This window comes from Paraglaciecola hydrolytica (assembly GCF_001565895.1).
GTDB classification, from domain to species: domain Bacteria; phylum Pseudomonadota; class Gammaproteobacteria; order Enterobacterales; family Alteromonadaceae; genus Paraglaciecola; species Paraglaciecola hydrolytica.
This window is the reverse complement of sequence record NZ_LSNE01000015.1, coordinates 49,696-71,313: the sequence shown is the minus strand read 5'-3', so window position 1 is coordinate 71,313 and position 21,618 is coordinate 49,696. Positions and strand designations below refer to the sequence as shown.

The window sequence follows — 21,618 nt, the reverse complement described above, 5'->3', positions numbered from 1 at the left end:
TACGATTCAAACACGATGTTTAAAAAAATCGCTGCCAACACCTTGATGTTGGCAGTATTAATAAACAGATTGATTAAGCGTTAGCTTGTCTAAACTTGTTAATCAACTGATTGGTTGAACTGTCAAAACTTAGCTCAGCTTGAGTATTCACAAGTTTGTCTAATACTTGATTACCCAGCTCTTTGCCTAATTCAACACCCCATTGATCAAAGGAATTTACTCCCCAAATGGCACCTTGGACAAATACTTTATGTTCATACAGTGCCACTAAGGCGCCTAAAGTAGCAGGATCAACCTGATCGAATAACAAGGTATTGCTGGGTTTATTACCCGGCATGGTTTTATGGGTAGCTAGTGATTCTAACGTAGCTGCATCCAATCCTTTAGCGGCTAAATCGGCTTTACACTCTGCTAAGGTTTTACCTTGCATCAAAGCCTGAGTTTGACCAAAACAGTTAGAGGCCAACATGGCATGATGGGTTTTATCCTGATTAGGGACATTCAAGGGCAACATAAAATCAGCTGGCACTAATACCGTACCTTGGTGGATAAGCTGGTGGAATGAATGTTGACCGTTAGTACCTTCGCTACCCCAAATAATGGGGCCAGTAGCGTAGTCAGTAACCGTACTGTCACCTGCAATACGTTTGCCGTTACTTTCCATATCCAACTGTTGTACATAAGCTGGAAAGCCACGCATATAATGATAATAAGGCAACAATACATGGCTTTGGGCGCCAAAAAAGTTGATATACCACACACCTAATAAAGCCAAAATCATGGGTAAGTTTTGCTCAGCGGGAGCCGTTTGGAAATGCTCATCCATGGCATAAGCGCCTTTTAATAGGGCCTCATAGTGCTCATAGCCAATCGTCAGTGCGATAGGTAAACCTATAGCTGACCACAACGAATAACGACCTCCCACCCAATCCCACATGGGGAAGATATTATCTTCAGCCATACCAAAGTCAGTGGCGGCTTTAATGTTAGAAGACACGGCGATGAAGTGTTTAGCGATATCTTGCTGAGTACCACCGGCTTTTAAGAACCAAGCTTTAGCCGTTAAAGTATTTTGCAAGGTTTCTTGGGTAGTAAATGACTTGGAAGACATGACTACTAAGGTTTCTTCATGGTCTAAACCAGCTAACACATCCTGAATATGGCAACCATCAACGTTGGCCACATAGTGTACTTTCACGCCTTTAAACCAATAAGGTTTAAGGGTTTCAGACATGATTTTGGGACCAAGGAAGGAGCCGCCTATGCCAATGGCTACGATTTGAGTTAAAGGTTTGCCACTTAGTCCTTTACGTTCGCCTTTATGCACACTGGCTACAAAGTCTTTGATCTTTTGCTGACAGGCTTGCACTTCAGGCATCACGTCTTGACCATCGACTAATACAGGTTTGCCTGAGTAGTTACGCAAAGCAGTGTGCAATACCGCACGTTTTTCGGTGTGGTTGATGATGTCGCCAGCGAACATGCCATCACGTTTCTCAGCCACTTGGGACTCATTGGCCAAACTTTGTAAGGCAGCTAGCACCTCGTCAGTAATTAAGTTTTTGGAATAATCCAGTTCAATTCCACAGGCCGCGACTGTGTATTTTTGAGCACGTTTTGGGTCTGCCGCAAACCAATCACGCATATGCTGAGTTTTAACCTGTTCAGCAAGGGCAGTTAATTGTTGCCAAGAAGTGGAGGAAGTGAGTGCTGTCATGTTAAAGGCCTCGTGTATTGTCAGTTTGAACGGTAAAAAATAAAAAAGCGCCTAATTCAGACGCTTTGTTTTATGTCACTGTATGTTTAGAAGTAGCTTCTTAGCAAGGTTTCAAGTTTAACTTGGTCGATTGCAAAATTACGGATGCCTTCAGATAATTTTTCTGTGGCCATGGCATCTTGGTTCATTTCCCAACGGAATTGCGCTTCAGTTAAACGCGGACCCGGCGTTGAAGTTGCACCAGTATCTTTTAGTTTAAGCGGTAAAGGTGCATCAGTCTGGGACAATTCTTCTAACAAACCAGGGCCAATTGTTAAACGATCACAGCCGGCTAATTCGGTAATTTCGTCGGTATTTCTGAAGCTCGCGCCCATTACGACCGTTTTATAACCGTGCTCTTTATAGAAGTTATAGATTTTAGTGACTGATCTCACACCTGGATCTTCAGATGGTTCGTAACTGGCTTTGCCGGTTTTGGCTTTGTACCAATCCAGTATACGGCCAACAAAAGGAGAAATTAGATAGGCACCAGCTTCGGCACAGGCTTGAGCTTGAGCAAAACCGAACAATAATGTCAGGTTACAGTTGATACCTTCTTTTTCTAATTGTTCCGCTGCACAGATGCCTTCCCAAGTAGAAGCCAATTTGATCAAAATGCGCTCTTTGCCGATGCCTGCTTCTTGATACAAAGCAATCAGCTTATGGGCTTTTTCGACACTGGCCGCGGTATCAAAAGATAATCGTGCATCCACTTCTGTGGATATACGACCGGGCACAATATTCACAATATCGGTACCAATCAAAACAGAAAGTTTATCGCCAGCATCAATGATTTGTTGTTCAGGATCATTAGATTGTTGTTTAGCCCAAGCAACCGACTGTTCAATATGGGACTTATACTGGGGCATTTCTGCCGCTTTCAGTAATAAAGAAGGGTTAGTCGTCGCATCGACAGGCTGGTATTTTTTAATTGCTTCGATGTCGCCGGTGTCGGCTACAACGGTAGTAATGGCACGTAATGCTTGTAACTGATTAGACATGGTATCCTCGTTGGTGTTCGCTCTTGCTAGTGTCTATTTTGGCAATAAATATAAGGCTTTCAAAGAATTAAGATGAATACTATATGTAATATTAGCCGATTCAAATAAAGTATAAACGTATTTGTCATACAAATAAAATTAATTGATTGATACAGAGTATCGTTGATATCCCAATGTTGCTACTTTTACTCTAATAAAGCACAACTAAAATAACGCTATTGTGAGGAGTCATAATAGTAGGCTTGGTCTTGAACTGTTATCGGAAACAGTAACAAAAGAACAGAAACTACCCTTGCAATTAGCAACTTGTGCCACATATCAACACAAATTTTAAATGGTTAGTTATTGTATGTTAGTTGTTATTTCCCCCGCTAAAAACCTGGATTTTGAGACTCCCGCTAGGTTTTCTCAGTTTACTCAGCCTGATATGTTGGAACATTCAGAGCAGTTGATTAATCGGTGTCGCAAACTCAGTCCGGCCAATATCTCATCCTTGATGAAAATCTCTGACAAACTGGCGGGTTTAAACGCTGATCGTTATGCCGCTTGGCAAACTCCTTTTTCTGCCGACAACGCCAAACAAGCCATGTTAGCCTTTAACGGCGACGTGTATAGCGGATTGGATGCTACGAGTTTTAGTTCGGCTGACAGCGAATATGCTCAGCAGCATTTACGCATATTGTCTGGTTTGTATGGCTTATTAAAACCCTTGGATTTGATGCAGGCTTATCGCCTCGAAATGGGAACCAAATTGGATACCAAACGAGGTAAGGATCTCTATCAATTTTGGGGTGAACGTATCACCACTAAACTTAATGAGGTATTGGTCGAGCAGGGTGATAATGTATTGATTAACCTTGCTTCTAACGAATACTTTAAAGCAGTTAAACCTAAAGTTTTGAAAGCTCAGATCATCACGCCGACTTTTCTGGATTGTAAAAACGGTCAATATAAAGTCATTAGCTTTTATGCAAAAAGAGCCCGTGGTTTGATGGCTCGTTACATCATACAAAATCGTTTAAGCGAGCTTAAACAATTAGAAGATTTTGATGTGGCGGGCTACCGCTTTGATGCAGCACGCAGTAAGGCTCAACAGTTGGTATTTACGCGGGCAGAACAGTTTACTAATTGATTGTTTATCCTTCATCTTTGAAACTGCACGTTTGTTGGCTGTGCTCATTCGCCGTGAGTTGGTATTAGCACTTAGTACACTAAGCTCATGGGGATTAGGAAAACCCTCCATGGTTTTCACCTAAAGGCCAGCCTCCGGCTGTTCAAATTGGTTCCATACCAATTTGTCATTCATTTGCCACCGCTGTGCAATTCCAATGATTTTGGGTTTAGCCATGATATTTGCTGCTAAAGGGCGGGCGACTATCGGCCATGAGGCTGTCTAAGTTTTGTTGCGCTTGGTCGGGATGTTTAAGATCAGCGTCTTCGAGCATTTCACACTCGTCTTGCAGCATTTGCTGAATGGTCACCGGATAAGATTTGCAATCATCTGGCCTGTCATAATAAATATCGCAGGTGTAAATTTCTTGCTCTGGCACTTTACGTAAAAAGGGACACAAGGACAGGGCTTGACCATTTTGAGGGTTGAACCATATCAAACCATTTTTGACATAGTCGGCAATGTCAGGGCGAAATAATTGCCACATATCAATTTCACTGTCTGTAACGGACAACCCACCGTCGCTGTACTTAGTACAGCATTTTCCACATTGAGTACACTCTTTCACTTAGGCTTCAAGTTAATCATCAATAGTTGAGTAACAGCATACAGGATCCAGTAGGGCATGGATAACTTACGTGGGCAGGGATAGTAGTTTGAGCAGCTTTTTGCTGAAACAAATTTAGCATTGTTCCGCCTTATCTAACTCCGTATGATAGGTGGCATTATTACAGACTATTTTGGGTTAATCATGGACAACAATACGACACACTTCGACACTTTTATCGCGACGGTAAAATTAACTCAACAACTTTGGGCGTTGCATGACAAAGCCAGTGATGGGTGGGTGATTTTAGATTCAATTAATTTTGAAGATACCGATGTCATGCCGCTATGGTCGAGTGAAGAACTGGCTAAAAGCCATTGTACGGATGAATGGCAAGGCTATGCGCCGGTCAAGATCAGCGTGGCAGATTGGTTAGAGTTTTGGGTTGAAGATTTAGCCGAAGACAATGTGATGATCGGTGTTGATTGGCAAGGTGATGAATACCTAGAAGTTGAATTGGCGGAATTTAGTCAGAAGGTCGCTGAAATAGAAGCATTCAAAAAAAGCTGACAAAGAAAAATGGCCTCACTTGAGGCCATTTTTTTTGTTTATTTTGTCATACCTTTACCAGTCGCAGCCCAATAAATACCGCCGTATAAATGTTCGATAAAGGCTTTGTTTTCGTACGAAACACCCATGTGGCCTAAGCCAGTATAAAATGAACGGCCACCATCATAATTTTGATACCAAGCAATTGGGTGAAATTTACCCATGCCTTTACCATGGTTGTCGCCCCAGCTGACTTTGGGATCATAAGTACTTTCATCGACACTCAAGATATAATTCAAGTTAGGGCTTAACTCCGCACCAAATTCATACCATTCTTCGGTCCATAAACTAGAGTCAGGTAGGTATTCTAAACCCGGAAACTTTCTGTCTAATACGGTTAAACGTGCGGTTTGAATTTGCGGATGAATTTTAAATTGGCGACCCACTAATTTACCATACCAAGGCCAGTCATATTCGGTATCACTGGCACTGTGTACGCCTACAAATCCTTTACCTGATTGGATAAATGCTTCTAAGGCTTTTTGTTGCTCGTCGTTAAGTGCATCCCCAGTGGTTTGTAAAAACAGTACCACATCAAATTTCGCCAGATTTTTACTGTTAATCAGATTAGCATCTTCTTGCCAATCCATACTGAAATGGTGGTTTTGCGCCATTTTTTCTAAGGCGGTGACACCAGCATTGATGGATTTATGATGCCAGCCAGCGGTTTTACTGAATACCAATACATTAAATTGTTCAGCAATGGCCGTTTGACATAGGGAGACTAATAATAGTCCCAGGCAGCTTAGTTTTTTCGATAGTTTCATTGTTTTTCCTTTTTATTTTACCAGTTAAACATAGAGCCATCTTCCAGTCGGTTAACTGGTAAATAGGCACGTTGATAGGGATATTTGGCAGCGAGTTTTTCGTCGATGTCAGAACCATGACCTACTTTATCGCCAAGGTACATATAACCTTGCTCAAAATGGTAATCATGGGGAAATACTTCGTTAGTCAATTCGCTATGGTGCATATGTTCTTGAATGCCAAAATTAGGTACCCAGCTATCAAAATGTAAGGCACAACCCATAGTGATGGGCGATAAATCGGTAGCACCATGGAAGCCGGTTTTGACATGATAAAGATCAGCTAAGGCGGCGATTTTTTTCAAATGAGTAACTCCGCCAGCATGGACTATGGTGGTGCGAATATAGTCAATCAGTTGTTCGGTAATCAATTGTTGGCAATCGTAAATAGACGAAAACACCTCACCCACCGCAATGGGGGTGGTGGTATGTTGTCTAATCAACCTGAATCCTTCTTGCAATTCAGCGGGCACGGCATCTTCCATCCAAAACAGCCGATAAGGCTCTAAGTCTTTTCCCAATCGAGCTGCTTCAATGGGCGTCAGCCTGTGGTGCACATCGTGTAATAAGTGATGTTCGTAACCGTAAGTAGCACGAAGTTTTTCAAACAAAGAGGGTAAAAAATTCAGGTACTTGCTGGTAGACCAAACACTTTCTGAGGGTAAGTCTGCATCGGCTGGTTCATAAAACCCCTTTATTTTTGATACCCCATAAGTGCCATCAAGTCCGGGTATCCCTGATTGAGCACGTATGGCTTTATAACCCATATCGATATGGCGACCCACTTCATCGACGGTTTCTTCCAAGTCACGACCATTAGCATGACTATACACCAATACGCCGTGGCGACTTTTACCACCGAGTAATTGATATAAAGGCATATTGGCCGCTTTGGCTTTGATGTCCCACAAAGCCACATCGATAGCGGCAATGGCTGTCATGGTGACCGGGCCACGGCGCCAATAGGCACCTTTGTAAAAATACTGCCAAATATCTTCAATCTGTGAAGCATCGCGGCCAATCAAACAGGGAATGAGATGGTCTTGTAAGTAAGACGCAACGGCCAATTCACGACCATTTAGGGTGGCATCACCCACACCATAAAGTCCGCATTCAGTTTCAATTTTAAGGGTGACAAAATTGCGACTCGGGCAAGTTACTATTACTCGAACAGCACGGATTTTCATATATAACTCCAGTAAAGATAAGTGGCTTTAAATAATTTGAGCATCACATTGGGGTGTTAATAGACAGCGTGCCTTATTTTTGCCTAAAAGTGTCTGTTGCCATACTGTTAAATTTATTAACGTAATTACATAACTACATAATGTAATGCCCTGAGAAGCCCGCATTTTTGTAACATTACATTTACAATGAATATGTTACAGATGGTATATCTCATCTTAAGTTAATTTGAAAAATGTCCCCCAAAATAGCTTATCAGTACAAATAAGGATGGAAAAAATGCAAAATTCAAGTCAATGCCATAAAAACCAATACTTTAATACTAGTGTAGGGATTAAATCTGTTTTAAGTCGCGGATTAATAGGCATTTTCGCCAGTTTGTTATTGTTAACTGGTGGGGTAGTCGCACAAGAAAAAGCACTTAATGCCAATTACTTTTATTTTTTTGATGGTAAGCCCGTTGGTGGTTGGGGGTTGACGTTGGGTGATGAAGGTAACTGGGTGATGCCCATAACAACTGATGAAGCAAAATCGGCTAATAAACAAATAGAAGTTTCTCGTTCAGACCATAAACAAAAGGGTGATGCTTTGCGTCTTAAATGGTCACGTAACAAAGGTAAAGGGCAGTTTGCTATTTATGGTGCACCAGTGGATTTAAGTAAATTAGAAAATAGGGCTGCACTGACCATGGAAATCAAAATTCTTAAAAAGCCCAAAACGGGTGTGACCATAGGTATGGATTGTGGATATCCCTGTCGTGGAGAATTAAGTATTCATAAAATGTTAAGAGGTATGGAAACCGATGAATGGGTTTTATTTCCCATTCCCATTAATTGTTTTTCCATAAATGGCGCTGATCTCAGTAAAATTAATAGCCCTATTATTTTGGCCTCTGATGGGATTTTAGAAATAGAAGTTGCCAATATAAGATTGGAATTATTACCTGAAGGGGCACCGACTTGTGCCGCATAAATCGAGATTGAGTCGCAATATGCAACAGCAAGTTTACTTATTGATACTGGTTGCTTGTGCCACAAGTACTATGCTTATTTCCTGTGGTGGTGGCAGCAAGGATGTTGCAAGTACTGAGCTTCCGCTTGTCACTACCTCGAAAATTAGTCCTGAAATACATATCAACCAATTGGGATTTTTACCTCAGGACCATAAAATTGCAGTGGTGGCTAACCGCCAGCAAGGTAGTTTTAATTTGCTATCTGAAGACACTCAGCAAGTTGTATTCAAAGGCTCACTGAGTGCCAAAGGCGATTGGCCATTGTCTGGTGAAAATGTCAGTTTGGCGGACTTTAGCTCGCACAAACAAACAGGCAAGTATCGACTCGAATTAGAGGATGGTAGCCAATCTGTACCATTTGCCATTAATCAGAACGTATATAGTCAAATACATGATGCGAGCCTGAAAGCCTATTATTTTAATCGCGCCAGCACCGACTTGCCTGAACAATATGCTGGACAGTGGGCTCGAGCTGCAGGGCATCCCGACGAGCAAGTCATGGTGCACAGTTCAGCCGCATCCAAGGATCGTCCAGAGGGGACAGTAATTTCTGCGCCTAAAGGTTGGTATGACGCCGGTGACTATGGCAAGTACGTGGTGAATTCAGGCATTTCTACCTACACCCTGTTGTTGGCTTACCGTCAGCATAAGGATTTTTACCAAGCTCGTTCAGGTCACATTCCAGAGTCAAATGATCAAGTCCCCGATATTCTTAACGAAATTATGTGGAATTTAGATTGGTTACAAGCCATGCAGGATCCTAATGATGGTGGGGTTTATCACAAGCTTACTACCCTCAAGTTTACTGGCAATGTGATGCCTGATAAAACCCACGAGCAACGTTATGTGGTACAAAAAAGCACAGCAGCGGCGCTAAATTTTGCTGCCGTCATGGCTTTTGCTAGTCAAATATACGCTGATTTTGAAACTGTCTATCCAGGCAAAAGTGCAGAATATCAACAAGCCGCTCTGAGCGCATGGCGATGGGCCAAAGCCAATCCAGAACAAATTTATCAACAACCACAAGATGTTAAGACTGGTGCATATGGCGATAAACACCTAGCCGATGAGTTTGCCTTTGCGGCCGCGCAATTATTTCTGTTAACAAAAGACCAAAGCTATTTGGACGAATTTAATACTTTGGCTCAGCCTTTAACTGTACCTAATTGGGCCAGTACTGCGGCGCTGGGATATTACAGCTTACTTAGCTTGGGTAAATCGCAATTAGCGCCCACTTTGTATGAAAAGTACAGTCAACAATTGGTAGAGCAAGCTCTGTTAATGCTTGAGCAACAAGTCCAATCGGCCTATCTATTACCGTTAATAGAAAGTGATTTTGTTTGGGGCAGTAATGCAGTGGCAATGAACAAAGCCATGTTGCTGTTAATTGCTAACCAACTTAAACCACAACAAGAATTTCGTGATGCCGCTGTGGCCTTAACAGACTATGTATTAGGGCGAAACCCCACGGGTTATGCCTATGTAACTGGTTTTGGTAGCAAATCGCCCCAGCATATCCATCATCGGCCTTCTGAAGCTGATGGTGTGGTAGAGCCGGTACCGGGTTTTGTGGCTGGTGGCGCGCAAAATGGTTGGCAGGACAAGTGTGTATACCCATCAAAATATCCAGCCGCGTCTTATGTGGATGACTATTGTAGTTATTCAACCAACGAAATCGCCATTAATTGGAATGCGCCATTGGTTTATGTATTAGCAGGCCTGCAAGCTTACTAGTTTGCAGGTTTTATATTCCTTTTTTTATGAGTAGTAAAATATGACATCTTTGTTTTTTCGCACCTGTTTGCTAGCCGCTAGTTTTCCCTTACTACTAGCTTGTCAGCCAAATTCAGCTGAGCTCGATAAGAACCCAAAAACACCCGCTAGTGTGAGTTTTAATTGGTTTGAGTATCAAGGTAATGATGAGATTTTTGCTCAGCCTTTAGCTCAGGGACAATATCAAAATCCCATCGTGGCGGGTTTTTATCCTGATCCCAGTATCACGCGTAAAGGTGAAGATTATTACATGGTGCATTCTTCCTTTTCTTATGCGCCTGGTGTGCCTATTTTGCATAGTCGAGATTTAGTCAATTGGCAGTTAGTCGGCCATATTCTGACCCAACCAACACAACTTAAGTTAGATGGCCTAGGCGTATCTCGAGGCATATTTGCCCCGACTCTGCGTTATCACGACGGGTTATTTTATATGATCACCACAGCGGTAGATTCGGGCGGAAATTTTTTAGTCACTGCCACTGATCCCGCTGGCCCTTGGTCTGAACCACTATGGCTGCCTGAAATTGGCGGTATCGATCCCGATATTTTTTTTGATGATGATGGAAAAGTCTATATTGCCCATAATGACGCGCCAGACGGGGAACCATTGTATGAAGGGCACCGTGTTATCCGATTGTGGGAATTTGATTTGGCCACTAACACCGTAGTGACCAGTGAAGGCAGTGGCCGTGTTATTGTAAACGGCGGGGTAAATATTGCGGATAAACCCGTGTGGATAGAAGGGCCCCATATCTACAAAATCAATAGCTGGTATTATTTAACCTGCGCCGAAGGTGGTACCAGTGTCAATCACTCGCAAGTGGTATTTCGCACGAAGAATTTAAGCGAGCCTTTTGTGCCTTATGCTAATAATCCTATTTTAAGCCAACGAGACTTAGATCCAACACGTCTTAACCCTGTAACCAGTACTGGTCATGCTGATTTTATTCAAACTGCCGAGGGAGATTGGTGGTCGGTATTTCTAGCCACTCGTCCTTATGGCGATAATTTTTACAATACCGGCCGTGAAACCTACTTATTGCCTATTACTTGGCAAGACGAATGGCCAGTGATTTTACCTAAGGGGCAAGAAGTGCCTTATCGCCAGATTAAACCTGAGATTAATGTTGAGTTGACTCAGTTAAGTGCTACTGATGCTTTAACAGGAAACTTTATATGGCGTGACGAATTTAACCAGCAAAACATAGATCCTCGTTGGAATTTTTTACGGGGTTTTGAACGTAGTTGGTTGCAGGTAGCAAACGATAAGCTTGATATGCAAGCCAGCGAGTTTGATTTGAGTTCACTACAACAAACTAGCTTTATGGGGCATAGGCAGCAACATGGCCGTTTTAGCCTAAGTACCTCGTTAAACTTACCGGCTCAGCAAGGCATTTCTGGCGGTTTAACTGCCTTGCAAAATTCAGCTTTTTACTATTATTTTGCTGTGCAAAAACAACAAGATAACTATCGATTGTTTGTGCAACAGGTAAATAATGGTCAGCTGTCCTTATTGGCTGAAACTGTAATCAAAGCTCAGGCCGGTCAAGAGCTTACCTTGCTGGTCAATGGCGACAAGGGGCACATCAGTTTCTCTTATAAATTGGCTGATGGTGAGCAAGTTGAGGTCGTGTCAAATGCTGACGCCACCCTGCTGAGTACTGAACGTGCTGGAGGATTTGTTGGCGCCATGCTTGGTTTACATGTTCGAAATGAACCCTCTAGCAACAATAAGCAGGTGGACTAGGTGAGAGAAATAAGCGTCTATGCAAATTTGTTGTTACGAGTGATGTACGTTAAAACGTGGTGTGTGTTGTTGGTGAGCTGTTTTTTGCTTAGTGCACAAGCGTCTGATTATGTAAGCCTAGCCGGTAAAAAAGGTGACTTTCCCTTAGTTCACAATGGTAACGCAGTAGCTATCTACCTCGATAAAGCTGAACCGCAAGGGCTTAAATTAGCAGTAACAAACTTGCAAAATGATATGCAAAAAGTCAGCGGTGCAACTAGTGAGCTGGTATCCGCCATAACCAAACAAAAATCCATAGTTATAGTGGGTACCTTGCAACACAGTGTAGTATTACAACAACTGGTCGCCGCAGGTAAATTGGATGTCTCTGCCATTGATGGCCAATGGGAAGGCATGTTAATACAGCTTATCAATCAGCCTATGGCGGGTGTTGAACAAGCCTTGGTTGTCGCGGGTAGTGATATGCGTGGTGCTATTTTTGGTGTGTATGACCTAAGTGAAAAAATCGGTGTATCACCTTGGTATTGGTGGGCTGACGTACCTGTAAAACAAGCTAAATCCTTGTTTGTAAAAGCCAATACCCTAGTTCAGCAACAACCCAAAGTTCGTTATCGCGGCATCTTTCTGAATGACGAAGCGCCAGCTTTATCCAGTTGGGTGCATGAAAAATATGGCAATTACAACAGTGCGTTTTATCAACATGTGTTTGAGCTACTACTGCGTTTAAAAGCTAACTTTTTGTGGCCAGCCATGTGGAATAATTCGTTTAATGTTGATGATATCGCTAACCCACAATTAGCCAATACCATGGGCATAGTGATGAGCACCTCTCACCACGAACCCATGATGCGGGCGGATAAAGAATGGCATGCTGAACGTGATGGCAAATGGGATTATGCGGTTAACCCAAAAAAGCTTTATAAATTCTGGCAAGAAGGTGCGCAGCGACATCGTGATTATGAAAGCGTTTACACCCTTGGTATGCGTGGCCAAGCGGACGAACCCATGGGCGAAAATGAGAACATTGCATTATTAGAAAAAATCGTCGCTGCTCAACGGCAAATTCTTAGTGATACTTTTGGTAAAGACAAATTAAGCCAAGTCCCTCAAGTTTGGGCCTTGTATAAAGAAGTACAGAGTTATTATGAAAATGGTATGCGGGTGCCTGATGACGTGACCTTATTATGGTCAGATGATAACTGGGGTAATTTACGCCGTTTACCTACACCTGATGAGCGCAAACGTAGCGGTGGGGCTGGTGTGTACTATCATTTTGATTATGTAGGTGGGCCGCGTTCTTATCGTTGGATCAATACTGTTCCTATTACCAAAATTTGGGAACAAATGAACCTGGCCTATGACTATCAAGCTAACCGAATTTGGCTTACCAATGTGGGTGACTTAAAACCCATGGAATACCCCATCGACTTTTTCCTACGCATGGCGTGGAACCCAGAAAATTATTCTGCCGACAATCTCGTAACATATGGCCAACAATGGGCCACCCAGCAGTTTGGTGCAGAGCATGCAGTGCAAATCGAAAAATTAATGACGGGCTATACTCGCCACAATGGGCGACGTAAACCTGAATTAATGGAACCTGATACTTACAGTGTGCTGAATTACAATGAGGCGTCGCGGATCTCAACAGAATTGCAAAGCTACGTTGAACAAGCAGAAACCCTCCATGAGAAAATGCCAGAGCAATATAAAGATGCCTTTTTCCAATTGGTTTTACATCCAGTAAAAGCCACCCGAATTATCTTTGAACTCAATCATAATGCTGCGCTTAACCGTTTATATGCCGAGCAGGGCAGAGCAAGTAGCAACGACTATGCAGCACAAGTTAAATACTGGTTTGCTGCGGATAAAGCACTTGAACAGCAATATCATCAACTAGGTAAAGGTCGCTGGAACCACTTTATGAGTCAGCCGCATATTGGTTACACCACTTGGAATAATCCGCCTGCCAATATAATGCCAAACATTGTGTTAAACGAGCCGATTAATGCCGCTGATATGGGCGTGGCGGTAGAAGGCAGTGCTGCGGCTTGGCCAGTGAATGGCAACTTACCACTCAAGTTTGATTTCTACGGCCAACAACAGCGTTACATTGATGTATTTAATAAAGGTAATGTACCCTTTGATGTAAACATTAGGGTATCAGAGCCTTGGATAAAACTGGCAACAAGACCTGCGCAGATCGCCACTGAGCAACGTTTGTGGGTCAGTATAGATTGGTCTCAATTGTCAACCGAGCATGCCGCAGGCACCATTGATATTAAAGGTACAGGTTGGGGCTCTGCCAAGGTCAAGATAAATGCCTTTAAACCTGCAGATAACAATATTCATGGCTTTGTTGAAGCTGATGGTTATATTTCATTAGACGCAGGCAGTGGAACTGTTCAGCAGCAAGCTAAGGATGCCTACTGGCAGGAAATTCCTAATCATGGCCGTACTTTGTCGTCTATGACGGGTTTAATCAAGCCTGAGTTGAGCTTTGTTGATAAGCCTTCTCAAGCCCCTTATTTAGAATATCCTCTGCACTTTTTTACTGAAGGTAAGTTTGAAATACACACCATAGTAGCGCCCAGTCTTAATTTTGTACCAGGCAGAGGTATCCGTTTTGCTATCGGTTTTGACGATGAAAAACCGCAGATTATTGATGTATTAGCTGAAAATAACGCAGTGAGTTGGGAAGAATCAGTCAAGGATGGGGTAAGAGCGGTGATCAGTCACCATGATTTAACTCAAGCTGGCGCAAAGAAGTTAAGACTTTACCTATTAGAATCAGGTTTAACTGTGCAGAAACTTGTAATTGCTACAAGTGAACTAAAATCCAGTTACTTAGCGCCGCCACCAAGTAGAAAATTACCTTAAAATCATTTGGATGTGCCAGTAAAAGCATGACTAACATTTCGTTTTTATGCTGCAGTTTACGTTTTTCCAATCACACGTAATTAGCGGGAGTAAAACCGCTAAAACACCATTCGGAGTAAAAAATTTCCTTTTAAAACAGGTGTTTTCAACTATCTAACGTTTTTTGTTAAGTTAATGTTGCGAAATATCGTTTCATTCTTCAGATATCTGCCAGTTCCATTGACTGTTTTGGGGTAAAAAACCATAGTCGACTTAATAAAGTGTAATAAAAAGTAAATAAAATTCATAACTGTAATTTGATTATGCCAAACAAAAATTATTTGTTAATAAAATGTTGAATAATTGACTGAGGTAATTGCTGAAGGCATAATCGTTGAAAACGTTTTCAACTCTCTCATCATTTGTAGTTTTTGAGATTGTTGGCTGGAAAAGTCACTTGTACCAATATCAGGGGGTGCAAGCGGTTTAAATCACACAAAAAGAGGTAAGTCGTAATGGCTACAAAAAAAATGAGATCACAAGTGCCTATTTTTAGAAAATCATTATTAGCGCTGGCTATGATGGGTGTATGCGTAACTGCATACAGCCAAGAAGCAGAGCAAAGTGCGACAGAAGAAGCAGACGTTGAAACAATTGAAGTAAAAGGTATGCGCGCAAGTTTATTCAGTGCCCAAGCCTTAAAACGAGATGCAAATACTTTTGTTGATGCGATTACCTCCGAAGATATTGGTGCATTGCCGGATAGAAGCGTTTTGGAAGCAATGCAACGCTTGCCCGGTGTATCTATTGACCGTTATGCTGCTAAAAATGACCCAGACCATTTTGGTGTGGAAGGTTCAGGAGCGGTTGTGCGGGGGATGACCCAAACACGTTCTGAATTTAACGGCCGTGATTCTTTTACCGCTAACTCTAGTCGTGGTTTATCGTTCCAAGACGTATCGCCAGAGTTAATGGCGGGGGTAGACGTTTATAAAAACCAAACAGCCGATATGATTGAAGGTGGTATTGCAGGTACAGTGAGTTTACGTACTCGTAAGCCTTTTGATAGTGAGGGTCAGAAGTTTTCTGTTTCTGCAGATATGACTTGGGGGGATTTAGTTAAAGAAGCCACTCCTACTGTTTCTGCCTTGTATAGCAATAATTGGAAAACGGATGCGGGTAAATTTGGCGTATTGTTCAATATCGCTGATTCAACACTTAAAGCAAGCAATCACCAAATGCGTTCTTCGACTTATGCATTTCGTGCATTAGCCCCCCGCACGACTAATAACTATAGTTGGCCAGGATTTGAATATGCAGAAAACCCTTATGTATATGATGGGTCGCTAGCTTATCCCCCAGCAGGCACGGAAGTTGGTGACCAAGGTGTACTTACACCTCAAGGCGCTGCTATCACCATGAAAACGGATGACCGCAAACGTAAAGGCTATGCAGCTGCGTTACAATGGGAAAATCCAGAAGAAACCTTTACAGCAACTCTGCAATTTTTACGCTCTGATTCAAAGCTTTCTTGGAAAGAGTATTCTACCGGTGTTGGCGGTGTTGGTGTAAATAACGAAAACCGCGTTTGGGGTATACCCGGTGAAGAATATGAATTCGATTCCAATGGCGTATTTACCAGTGGTTATTTAACAGATGTGCCCGATGGTTGGCGCGGTGATGGTAATCATGTCCCACATAACCTGCATGCTTCAAATGGTTGGGGTGGAGCGCAAGTGGTAAACTTTGGTCAGCAAATGGGCTCAGAAACACGTAAAAGTGTGAGTAGCTCGTTAGTTGATGACTTAACTTTAAATTTAGAGTGGAAAGCCACTGACTCGTTAAAAATTGTTGCTGACGTACAACACATCAGCGCTAAAACTACGAGTGATGATTTAACCTTGGGTTTAAATACATGGGCTAATCAGTATTACGATACCTCAGGTGAACATGCCAAAATATCCTTTATCAGCCCATGGGAATTTGTGCCTGAAGATGTTCGAGCAATATATGCTGAAGATGGTTCAGATTTTGCGACCCCTGATTATTTTACCCAGCCACAAAATTATTTGTATAACCATGCGATGGATCACTATGAGCGCAGTAAAGGTGAGTCAGACGCTGTAAGAATTGATGCAACTTACTACACTGAGCATGATGTGATTTCTCAAGTTATGTTTGGTGCTCGTTATGCAAAACGCAAACAAAACATTAAAAACTCACAGTACAACTGGGGAGCTCTAGCTCCTTTATATAATGAAGCTGCGTGGCTAACTAGCCCTATGGTGACTAATGCCGGATTAGAAGGTCAATATGATGTTGTGGATTGGAGTAACCTTTTCCGTGGCGGTGCTGTTGATGTTCAAGGTGGCAATCAAATGCTGCATCCTTCATCAGCGGTATTAGATGATTATGCAAACTGGGGTACGACCTTTGCTGGTTTTGTGGATAGCTGTGGCGATTGGTTACCAGCAGACAAACGCATAGATGATGTGACGTGTGAGCCATACGAGTTAGACGGTTATTTTAGACCAAATGAAATAAGTAATACGACTGAAGAAAATAAATCAGCTTATATCAGATTAGATTTTGATTATGATGGTTTTGCTGATCATCGTATTGCCGGTAACTTTGGTATACGTGTAGTTAACATAAGTACTGAGACCACCGGTAATACAGTGTATCCAGATTTACGTCCAGCTGATCCATTCCCTGCTGGATTCGATCCCAATAACTGGAATCCAGATGACTATGATCTGTTTGGTCCGAGCACTAAATTCTTATCAGATGTAAATAACTATTTACCTGCCGAAGTTGTTGCGTTTGCAAATGATGCAAGTACAGAAAACTTTGCTGAGCAGTCATATACAAAAGTACTGCCCAGCTTTAATGTTAAAGTGAATGTGACTGATGAGTTATTGGCACGTTTCGCCGTATCTAAAGCCATAGCATTGCCTGACTTAGGTAATATGCGTAACTATACTTCAATTAGTACCGTGTCTGATTCCATTGAACGTGATTTCCTTGCACCTCATTTTCCGCAAGATTATGTTCCACTGGATGAAAATGGCCAGCCAAGACTTGATGCCAATGGCGAGCCTTTAAAAGAAAACAGACAAATTGATGCTTCATCCATACAGCTTTATGGTTGGAAGGCGAGTGCAGGTAACCCCTACTTGAAACCAATGGAATCTATTCAATATGATGCGTCATTAGAATGGTATTTTGCTGATGTAGGCTCATTTGTAGTTTCGGTTTTTTATAAAGATTTGAAAAATTTCTTTATTAACGGAGCTTATGAGAGAGAATTCACTAATCCTACATCTGGTGTGACACAAACCGTGAATGTAGCAGGCCCATTAAATGGTGGTGACGGAACCATGAAAGGCGTTGAGATTAGCTATCAACAATTCTTTGATATGTTGCCAGCCCCGTTTGATGGTTTTGGTATACAAGCCAACTATTCCTACATAAAAGCACGTGGAGTACCTTCATCTAACCTTGATGCTGGCGATGTTGCCAATGAAGGTGGCACACAAGAGTTTTTATTTGGTGATGGACTACCTTTAGAGCGCCAATCGGATCACACAGCTAACTTTGTTGCTATGTATGAAAAAGGCGATTGGTCTGGACGTATAGCCTACAACTGGCGTTCAGAGTTTTTGGTTACTACTCGTGACGTAATCACTTATTTGCCCATTTTCAATAAAGCAGCAGGGTATATGGATGCCTCTGTGAGTTATAACCTTACTGACAATGTTCAATTAGTATTGCAAGGTGTTAACTTACTCAATACGCAAGTTGAAACCTATCAGTTAGTGGATGGTACAAATCAGTTACCACGTTCTTGGAACGTAAGTGACAGACGTTACTCGCTAGCAGTTAGAGCTAACTTCTAAGCGTTTAAATGTTATAGCTATTCAAGCGCACCCACTTGTGGTGCGCTTTTTAGTTTTTTTAGGTAATAAATTATATAGTCAATCGACCACATGAATTGGTCAAATCAAAATGTGGCAAAAATAAGCTAAATTTCTAAGAGTAGTTGCTCCTATTCAATAGCCTGATTTTTAAGTATTCTCGACGGAAAAACCATTTTACATATGTGTAGTTTGAAGGTGTATTGGTGATGCAACAAAAATCAATTCGACAGATTGTGATCGTAGGTGGAGGTACTGCTGGATGGATGACAGCAGCGGCCTTATCAAATTTTATTGACCCTAAACATTGTCAAATTACCTTAGTAGAGTCAGAGCAAATCGGTACTGTAGGTGTTGGTGAAGCCACAATTCCGCATATTCGAGTATTTAATCAAATGCTTGGAATAGATGAAAAAGATTTTTTAACCCAGACTCAAGCGACCTTTAAACTTGGTATTAAATTTTGTGGTTGGGGTGACCAAGGCCAAGATTATTTTCATCCCTTTGGTGCTCACGGCTTTGAAATTGATAAACTACCTTTTCACCAGTACTGGTTACATGCGCGTAATCAGGGTGACACCAGTGCCTTAGATGATTATTCGTTTTCTATCACAGCGGCAAAAAATAATAAGTTTTGTTTTCCCGATGAAAGTTCTAACTCGATTTATTCCAGTTTTTCTTATGCCTATCACTTAGATGCCAATTTATATGCACAATATTTGCGAACTTACAGTGAGCAAAGAGGAGTTAAGCGTGTCACTGGCTTAATTGCAGAAGTGGCTAAAAATGCCACTGATGGATTTGTTACTTCTGTCATTTTAAACGATGGGCAGCAGATAAAGGGTGATCTGTTTATAGATTGTTCAGGTTTTCGTTCATTACTGATCAATAAAGCCCTTAATGTTAGCTTTGAAGATTGGAGTCATTGGCTACCTTGCAACAGTGCTATCGCAGTACCCTGCGAAACGGAAGGTGAGCCATTGGCATATACCCAATCTATCGCCCATGATGCCGGTTGGCAGTGGCAAATTCCTTTGCAACATCGCATTGGTAATGGTCATGTATTTTGTTCTGAATTTATGACTAAAGAACAGGCCCAAGATATTTTATTAAACAACTTACCTGCTGCACCTATGGCTGAGCCCAAACAGTTACATTTTAAAACTGGCATGCATGAAAAAAGTTGGAGCAAAAACTGTGTCGCTATTGGATTATCCAGTGGTTTTTTAGAGCCTTTAGAATCGACCAGTATTTATCTCATTCAGCTTGGTATCTACAAGTTAATGGAGCTGTTACCGGATATGCATTTTAGTTCGGTTGATGAAGATGAGTTTAATCGAGTGGTTAAAGATGAATATCTGAAAGTCAGAGACTTTTTGATCCTTCACTATAAGTTAAGTGACCCTAATAAAAGTCCGTTTTGGCGTTATTGTCATGACATGCCAATACCGGACTCACTTGAGCAACGTATGGCTTTATTTAAAGAAACTGGCTATTTTTCGGAATATTCTGCGGGTTTATTTTTAACACCCAGTTGGTTGTCAGTGTTTATTGGGCAGGGATATTTTCCTGATAATATCGATCCCCGTGTTGAAACCTTAAATTTTGATGCTGTCAGCAAGCAATTACAAAACATGCGCCACTACTTGCAACAAAGTGTTGATGCAATACCTACGCATAAAAATGCCCTAAATGCCTTACTTAAAGGACAAGCCCATTCTCATTCCGCCAGTCTCAATTTATACGGGAGGCGTTAAGAATGAGCCACCTGCCAAACAATATTGTGGTAATGGGAAATTCCATAAGCGCTTGGATTTCTTCAGCGGCACTGCTGGCCAGCGTTGGCAAATATGGTGTAAAGGTGAGTCATTGTGTTTTGGATGAGCCCGCCACCGCTTTAGGCAATATGTCAGTTCGGCCAGAGTTTATGGACTTTTTGCGCTTGATTGGCATGCCAGAACCTGAGTTTATGCGCTCTAGTCAGGCTACATTCAAACTGGCTAATTATTTTCGACATTGGAATAGCGAAACTGACGAGTTTTACCATGCGTTTGGCGAGTTCGGCACAGGCATGGCTAATGTGCAATTTTCACAGGCACATGCTCGCTTACAACAAATAGGCGTTTCACAGGCCGTAGATACCTACAGCTTAGGTGCGCAAATGGCAAAATCAGCAAAGTTTTGCCATCCAAAGCCTGATCCCACATCAGTATTATCTAGCCTGTCTTATGGTTGGAATATTGATGCCGATGCTTATCGTGATTCGCTTAAACACTTTTGTATAAGTCGTGGTCTTGAGGTGATTGAAGACGCTTTAGAGGAGCTTGAACTAACAACAAGCGAGCTATCGATAAAAAATGTAGCACTGAAAAGTAAGCAAATACTTACCGCCGACCTCTATATTGATTGCACTGAAAAGGGCTTGTTAATGCAAGCCTTAGAGCAAAAGCCTCATAGTTGGCAACAACAAATCCCCAGTTGTAATGTTGCAACTATGGAGTTGCCATTTACTGGGCCAGATGCTCCGTTGACTACCATTAGTGCTAAGCAAGATGGCTGGTTGATAGACATTACTACTCAACAAAAGCGTTGTCGCCAGTATTATTTTGCGGGAGCAACTGCGATCGACCCAACCATTACTCAAGACAGTAAAAATATAGTCATTCGTCAACAACATTATGGATGCATGCTTGAACCCTGGGTCGCCAATTGCATCGCAATCGGAAATGCCGCGTTAACATTACCTGGCTTTTGTGTCAGTGAAGTCGATGTAAGTTGGCTGGGAATTCGTCAACTTATTGATCAATGCCCGAGGTTTCCCTTAGCTAAGCAATTAATACGAGAATACAATCGTTTAGTTCAGCAACGTTATCAACGACTTAAAGATGTCACGTGTTTACATTTGCATCTTGCTGATGGTCATCAAGGGCTGTTGTGGCAACAAGTTGGCCAATCTGAGCTGTCTGCTGATCTTGTGCATAAAATTAAGTTGTACCAAAGTCGTGGCAAACTGGCTTTGTTTGATGAAGAAGTCATCTCTGTAAACGAGCAAATGTCACTACTCATGGGCTTGGCGCATACACCAAAACAATTAGATCTTATGGTGCAACAAGTCCCCATAGGCCAATTACAAAATATTCAGCAAAAGATTGAACAAGCTATTCAGCATGCCGCCCAAACGGCGCCACACCATGCTGCTTACTTGAAAGCCTTTTGTTCTCAGTGAGGAAAAAGA

General features: G+C 42.0%; 14 protein-coding genes. 9 read left to right on the top strand and 5 right to left on the bottom strand.

From position 1 onward, the window contains the following. Nucleotides 1-73 precede the first annotated feature (73 nt). Together pgi and tal are read right to left on the bottom strand one after the other, a co-directional pair. The gene (gene pgi, locus AX660_RS20360; RefSeq protein WP_068381379.1) at nt 74-1,717 is read right to left on the bottom strand and encodes a glucose-6-phosphate isomerase; all 1,644 of its coding nucleotides are present in this window, start codon (nt 1,715-1,717) and stop codon (nt 74-76) included. A gap of 86 nt (nt 1,718-1,803) precedes the next feature. Next, nucleotides 1,804-2,757, bottom strand: a complete 954-nt coding sequence (gene tal, locus AX660_RS20355; RefSeq protein ID WP_068381376.1) for a transaldolase — start codon at nt 2,755-2,757, stop codon at nt 1,804-1,806. 349 nt (nt 2,758-3,106) lie between these two features. Here tal and yaaA point away from each other — a divergent pair, with 349 nt between their 5' ends. Continuing rightward, nucleotides 3,107-3,889: a peroxide stress protein YaaA gene (gene yaaA / locus AX660_RS20350; RefSeq protein WP_068381373.1), complete on the top strand. Its 783-nt coding sequence runs from the start codon at nt 3,107-3,109 to the stop codon at nt 3,887-3,889. A gap of 208 nt (nt 3,890-4,097) precedes the next feature. Here yaaA and AX660_RS20345 read toward each other — a convergent pair whose 3' ends face one another. Further along, a complete protein-coding gene (locus tag AX660_RS20345) occupies nt 4,098-4,496 on the bottom strand; it encodes a YkgJ family cysteine cluster protein (RefSeq protein ID WP_068381370.1) in 399 nt (132 codons plus the stop codon). 183 nt (nt 4,497-4,679) lie between these two features. Here AX660_RS20345 and AX660_RS20340 point away from each other — a divergent pair, with 183 nt between their 5' ends. Then, entirely contained in the window at nt 4,680-5,045 is a 366-nt protein-coding gene (locus tag AX660_RS20340; RefSeq protein WP_068381702.1) for a DUF2750 domain-containing protein, read from the top strand. Nucleotides 5,046-5,083: 38 nt separating this feature from the next. Here the strand turns inward: AX660_RS20340 and AX660_RS20335 are convergent, their stop codons facing one another. Together AX660_RS20335 and manD are read right to left on the bottom strand one after the other, a co-directional pair. Next, entirely contained in the window at nt 5,084-5,851 is a 768-nt protein-coding gene (locus tag AX660_RS20335; protein WP_068381367.1) for a ThuA domain-containing protein, read from the bottom strand. 17 nt (nt 5,852-5,868) lie between these two features. After that, nucleotides 5,869-7,077: a D-mannonate dehydratase ManD gene (manD, locus tag AX660_RS20330; protein WP_068381364.1), complete on the bottom strand. Its 1,209-nt coding sequence runs from the start codon at nt 7,075-7,077 to the stop codon at nt 5,869-5,871. A gap of 277 nt (nt 7,078-7,354) precedes the next feature. Between manD and AX660_RS20325 the strand changes: the two genes are divergently transcribed. From AX660_RS20325 to AX660_RS20295, 7 genes are all read left to right on the top strand, one after another. Continuing rightward, nucleotides 7,355-8,047, top strand: a complete 693-nt coding sequence (locus AX660_RS20325; RefSeq protein WP_082769044.1) for a putative glycoside hydrolase — start codon at nt 7,355-7,357, stop codon at nt 8,045-8,047. Between the two features lie 19 nt (nt 8,048-8,066). Then, on the top strand, nt 8,067-9,821 hold the full coding sequence (locus tag AX660_RS20320; RefSeq protein ID WP_068381360.1) for a glycoside hydrolase family 9 protein: 1,755 nt from the start codon (nt 8,067-8,069) through the stop codon (nt 9,819-9,821). Between the two features lie 40 nt (nt 9,822-9,861). Beyond that, nucleotides 9,862-11,607, top strand: coding sequence for a glycoside hydrolase family 43 protein (locus AX660_RS20315; RefSeq protein WP_068381357.1), 1,746 nt, complete (start codon nt 9,862-9,864; stop codon nt 11,605-11,607). Then, the gene (locus AX660_RS20310) at nt 11,608-14,487 is read left to right on the top strand and encodes a glycosyl hydrolase 115 family protein (RefSeq protein ID WP_201027484.1); all 2,880 of its coding nucleotides are present in this window, start codon (nt 11,608-11,610) and stop codon (nt 14,485-14,487) included. Between the two features lie 494 nt (nt 14,488-14,981). Next, nucleotides 14,982-18,365, top strand: a complete 3,384-nt coding sequence (locus tag AX660_RS20305) for a TonB-dependent receptor (RefSeq protein ID WP_082769043.1) — start codon at nt 14,982-14,984, stop codon at nt 18,363-18,365. Between the two features lie 227 nt (nt 18,366-18,592). Further along, a complete protein-coding gene (locus AX660_RS20300) occupies nt 18,593-20,140 on the top strand; it encodes a tryptophan halogenase family protein (protein ID WP_068381354.1) in 1,548 nt (515 codons plus the stop codon). A gap of 2 nt (nt 20,141-20,142) precedes the next feature. Next, nucleotides 20,143-21,609 carry a tryptophan 7-halogenase gene (locus AX660_RS20295; protein ID WP_068381351.1) on the top strand — a complete coding sequence of 489 codons (1,467 nt, stop codon included), beginning with the start codon at nt 20,143-20,145 and terminating at the stop codon, nt 21,607-21,609. Nucleotides 21,610-21,618: the final 9 nt, after the last annotated feature.

Bases quoted from the DNA above. Each gene is read 5' to 3' on its own strand.
- pgi (WP_068381379.1), bottom strand. From the start codon at position 1,717: ATGACAGCACTCACTTCCTCCACTTCTTGGCAACAATTAACTGCCCTT.
- tal (WP_068381376.1), bottom strand. From the start codon at position 2,757: ATGTCTAATCAGTTACAAGCATTACGTGCCATTACTACCGTTGTAGCC.
- yaaA (WP_068381373.1), top strand. From the start codon at position 3,107: ATGTTAGTTGTTATTTCCCCCGCTAAAAACCTGGATTTTGAGACTCCC.
- AX660_RS20340 (WP_068381702.1), top strand. From the start codon at position 4,680: ATGGACAACAATACGACACACTTCGACACTTTTATCGCGACGGTAAAA.
- AX660_RS20335 (WP_068381367.1), bottom strand. From the start codon at position 5,851: ATGAAACTATCGAAAAAACTAAGCTGCCTGGGACTATTATTAGTCTCC.
- manD (WP_068381364.1), bottom strand. From the start codon at position 7,077: ATGAAAATCCGTGCTGTTCGAGTAATAGTAACTTGCCCGAGTCGCAAT.
- AX660_RS20325 (WP_082769044.1), top strand. From the start codon at position 7,355: ATGCAAAATTCAAGTCAATGCCATAAAAACCAATACTTTAATACTAGT.
- AX660_RS20320 (WP_068381360.1), top strand. From the start codon at position 8,067: ATGCAACAGCAAGTTTACTTATTGATACTGGTTGCTTGTGCCACAAGT.
- AX660_RS20315 (WP_068381357.1), top strand. From the start codon at position 9,862: ATGACATCTTTGTTTTTTCGCACCTGTTTGCTAGCCGCTAGTTTTCCC.
- AX660_RS20305 (WP_082769043.1), top strand. From the start codon at position 14,982: ATGGCTACAAAAAAAATGAGATCACAAGTGCCTATTTTTAGAAAATCA.
- AX660_RS20300 (WP_068381354.1), top strand. From the start codon at position 18,593: ATGCAACAAAAATCAATTCGACAGATTGTGATCGTAGGTGGAGGTACT.
- AX660_RS20295 (WP_068381351.1), top strand. From the start codon at position 20,143: ATGAGCCACCTGCCAAACAATATTGTGGTAATGGGAAATTCCATAAGC.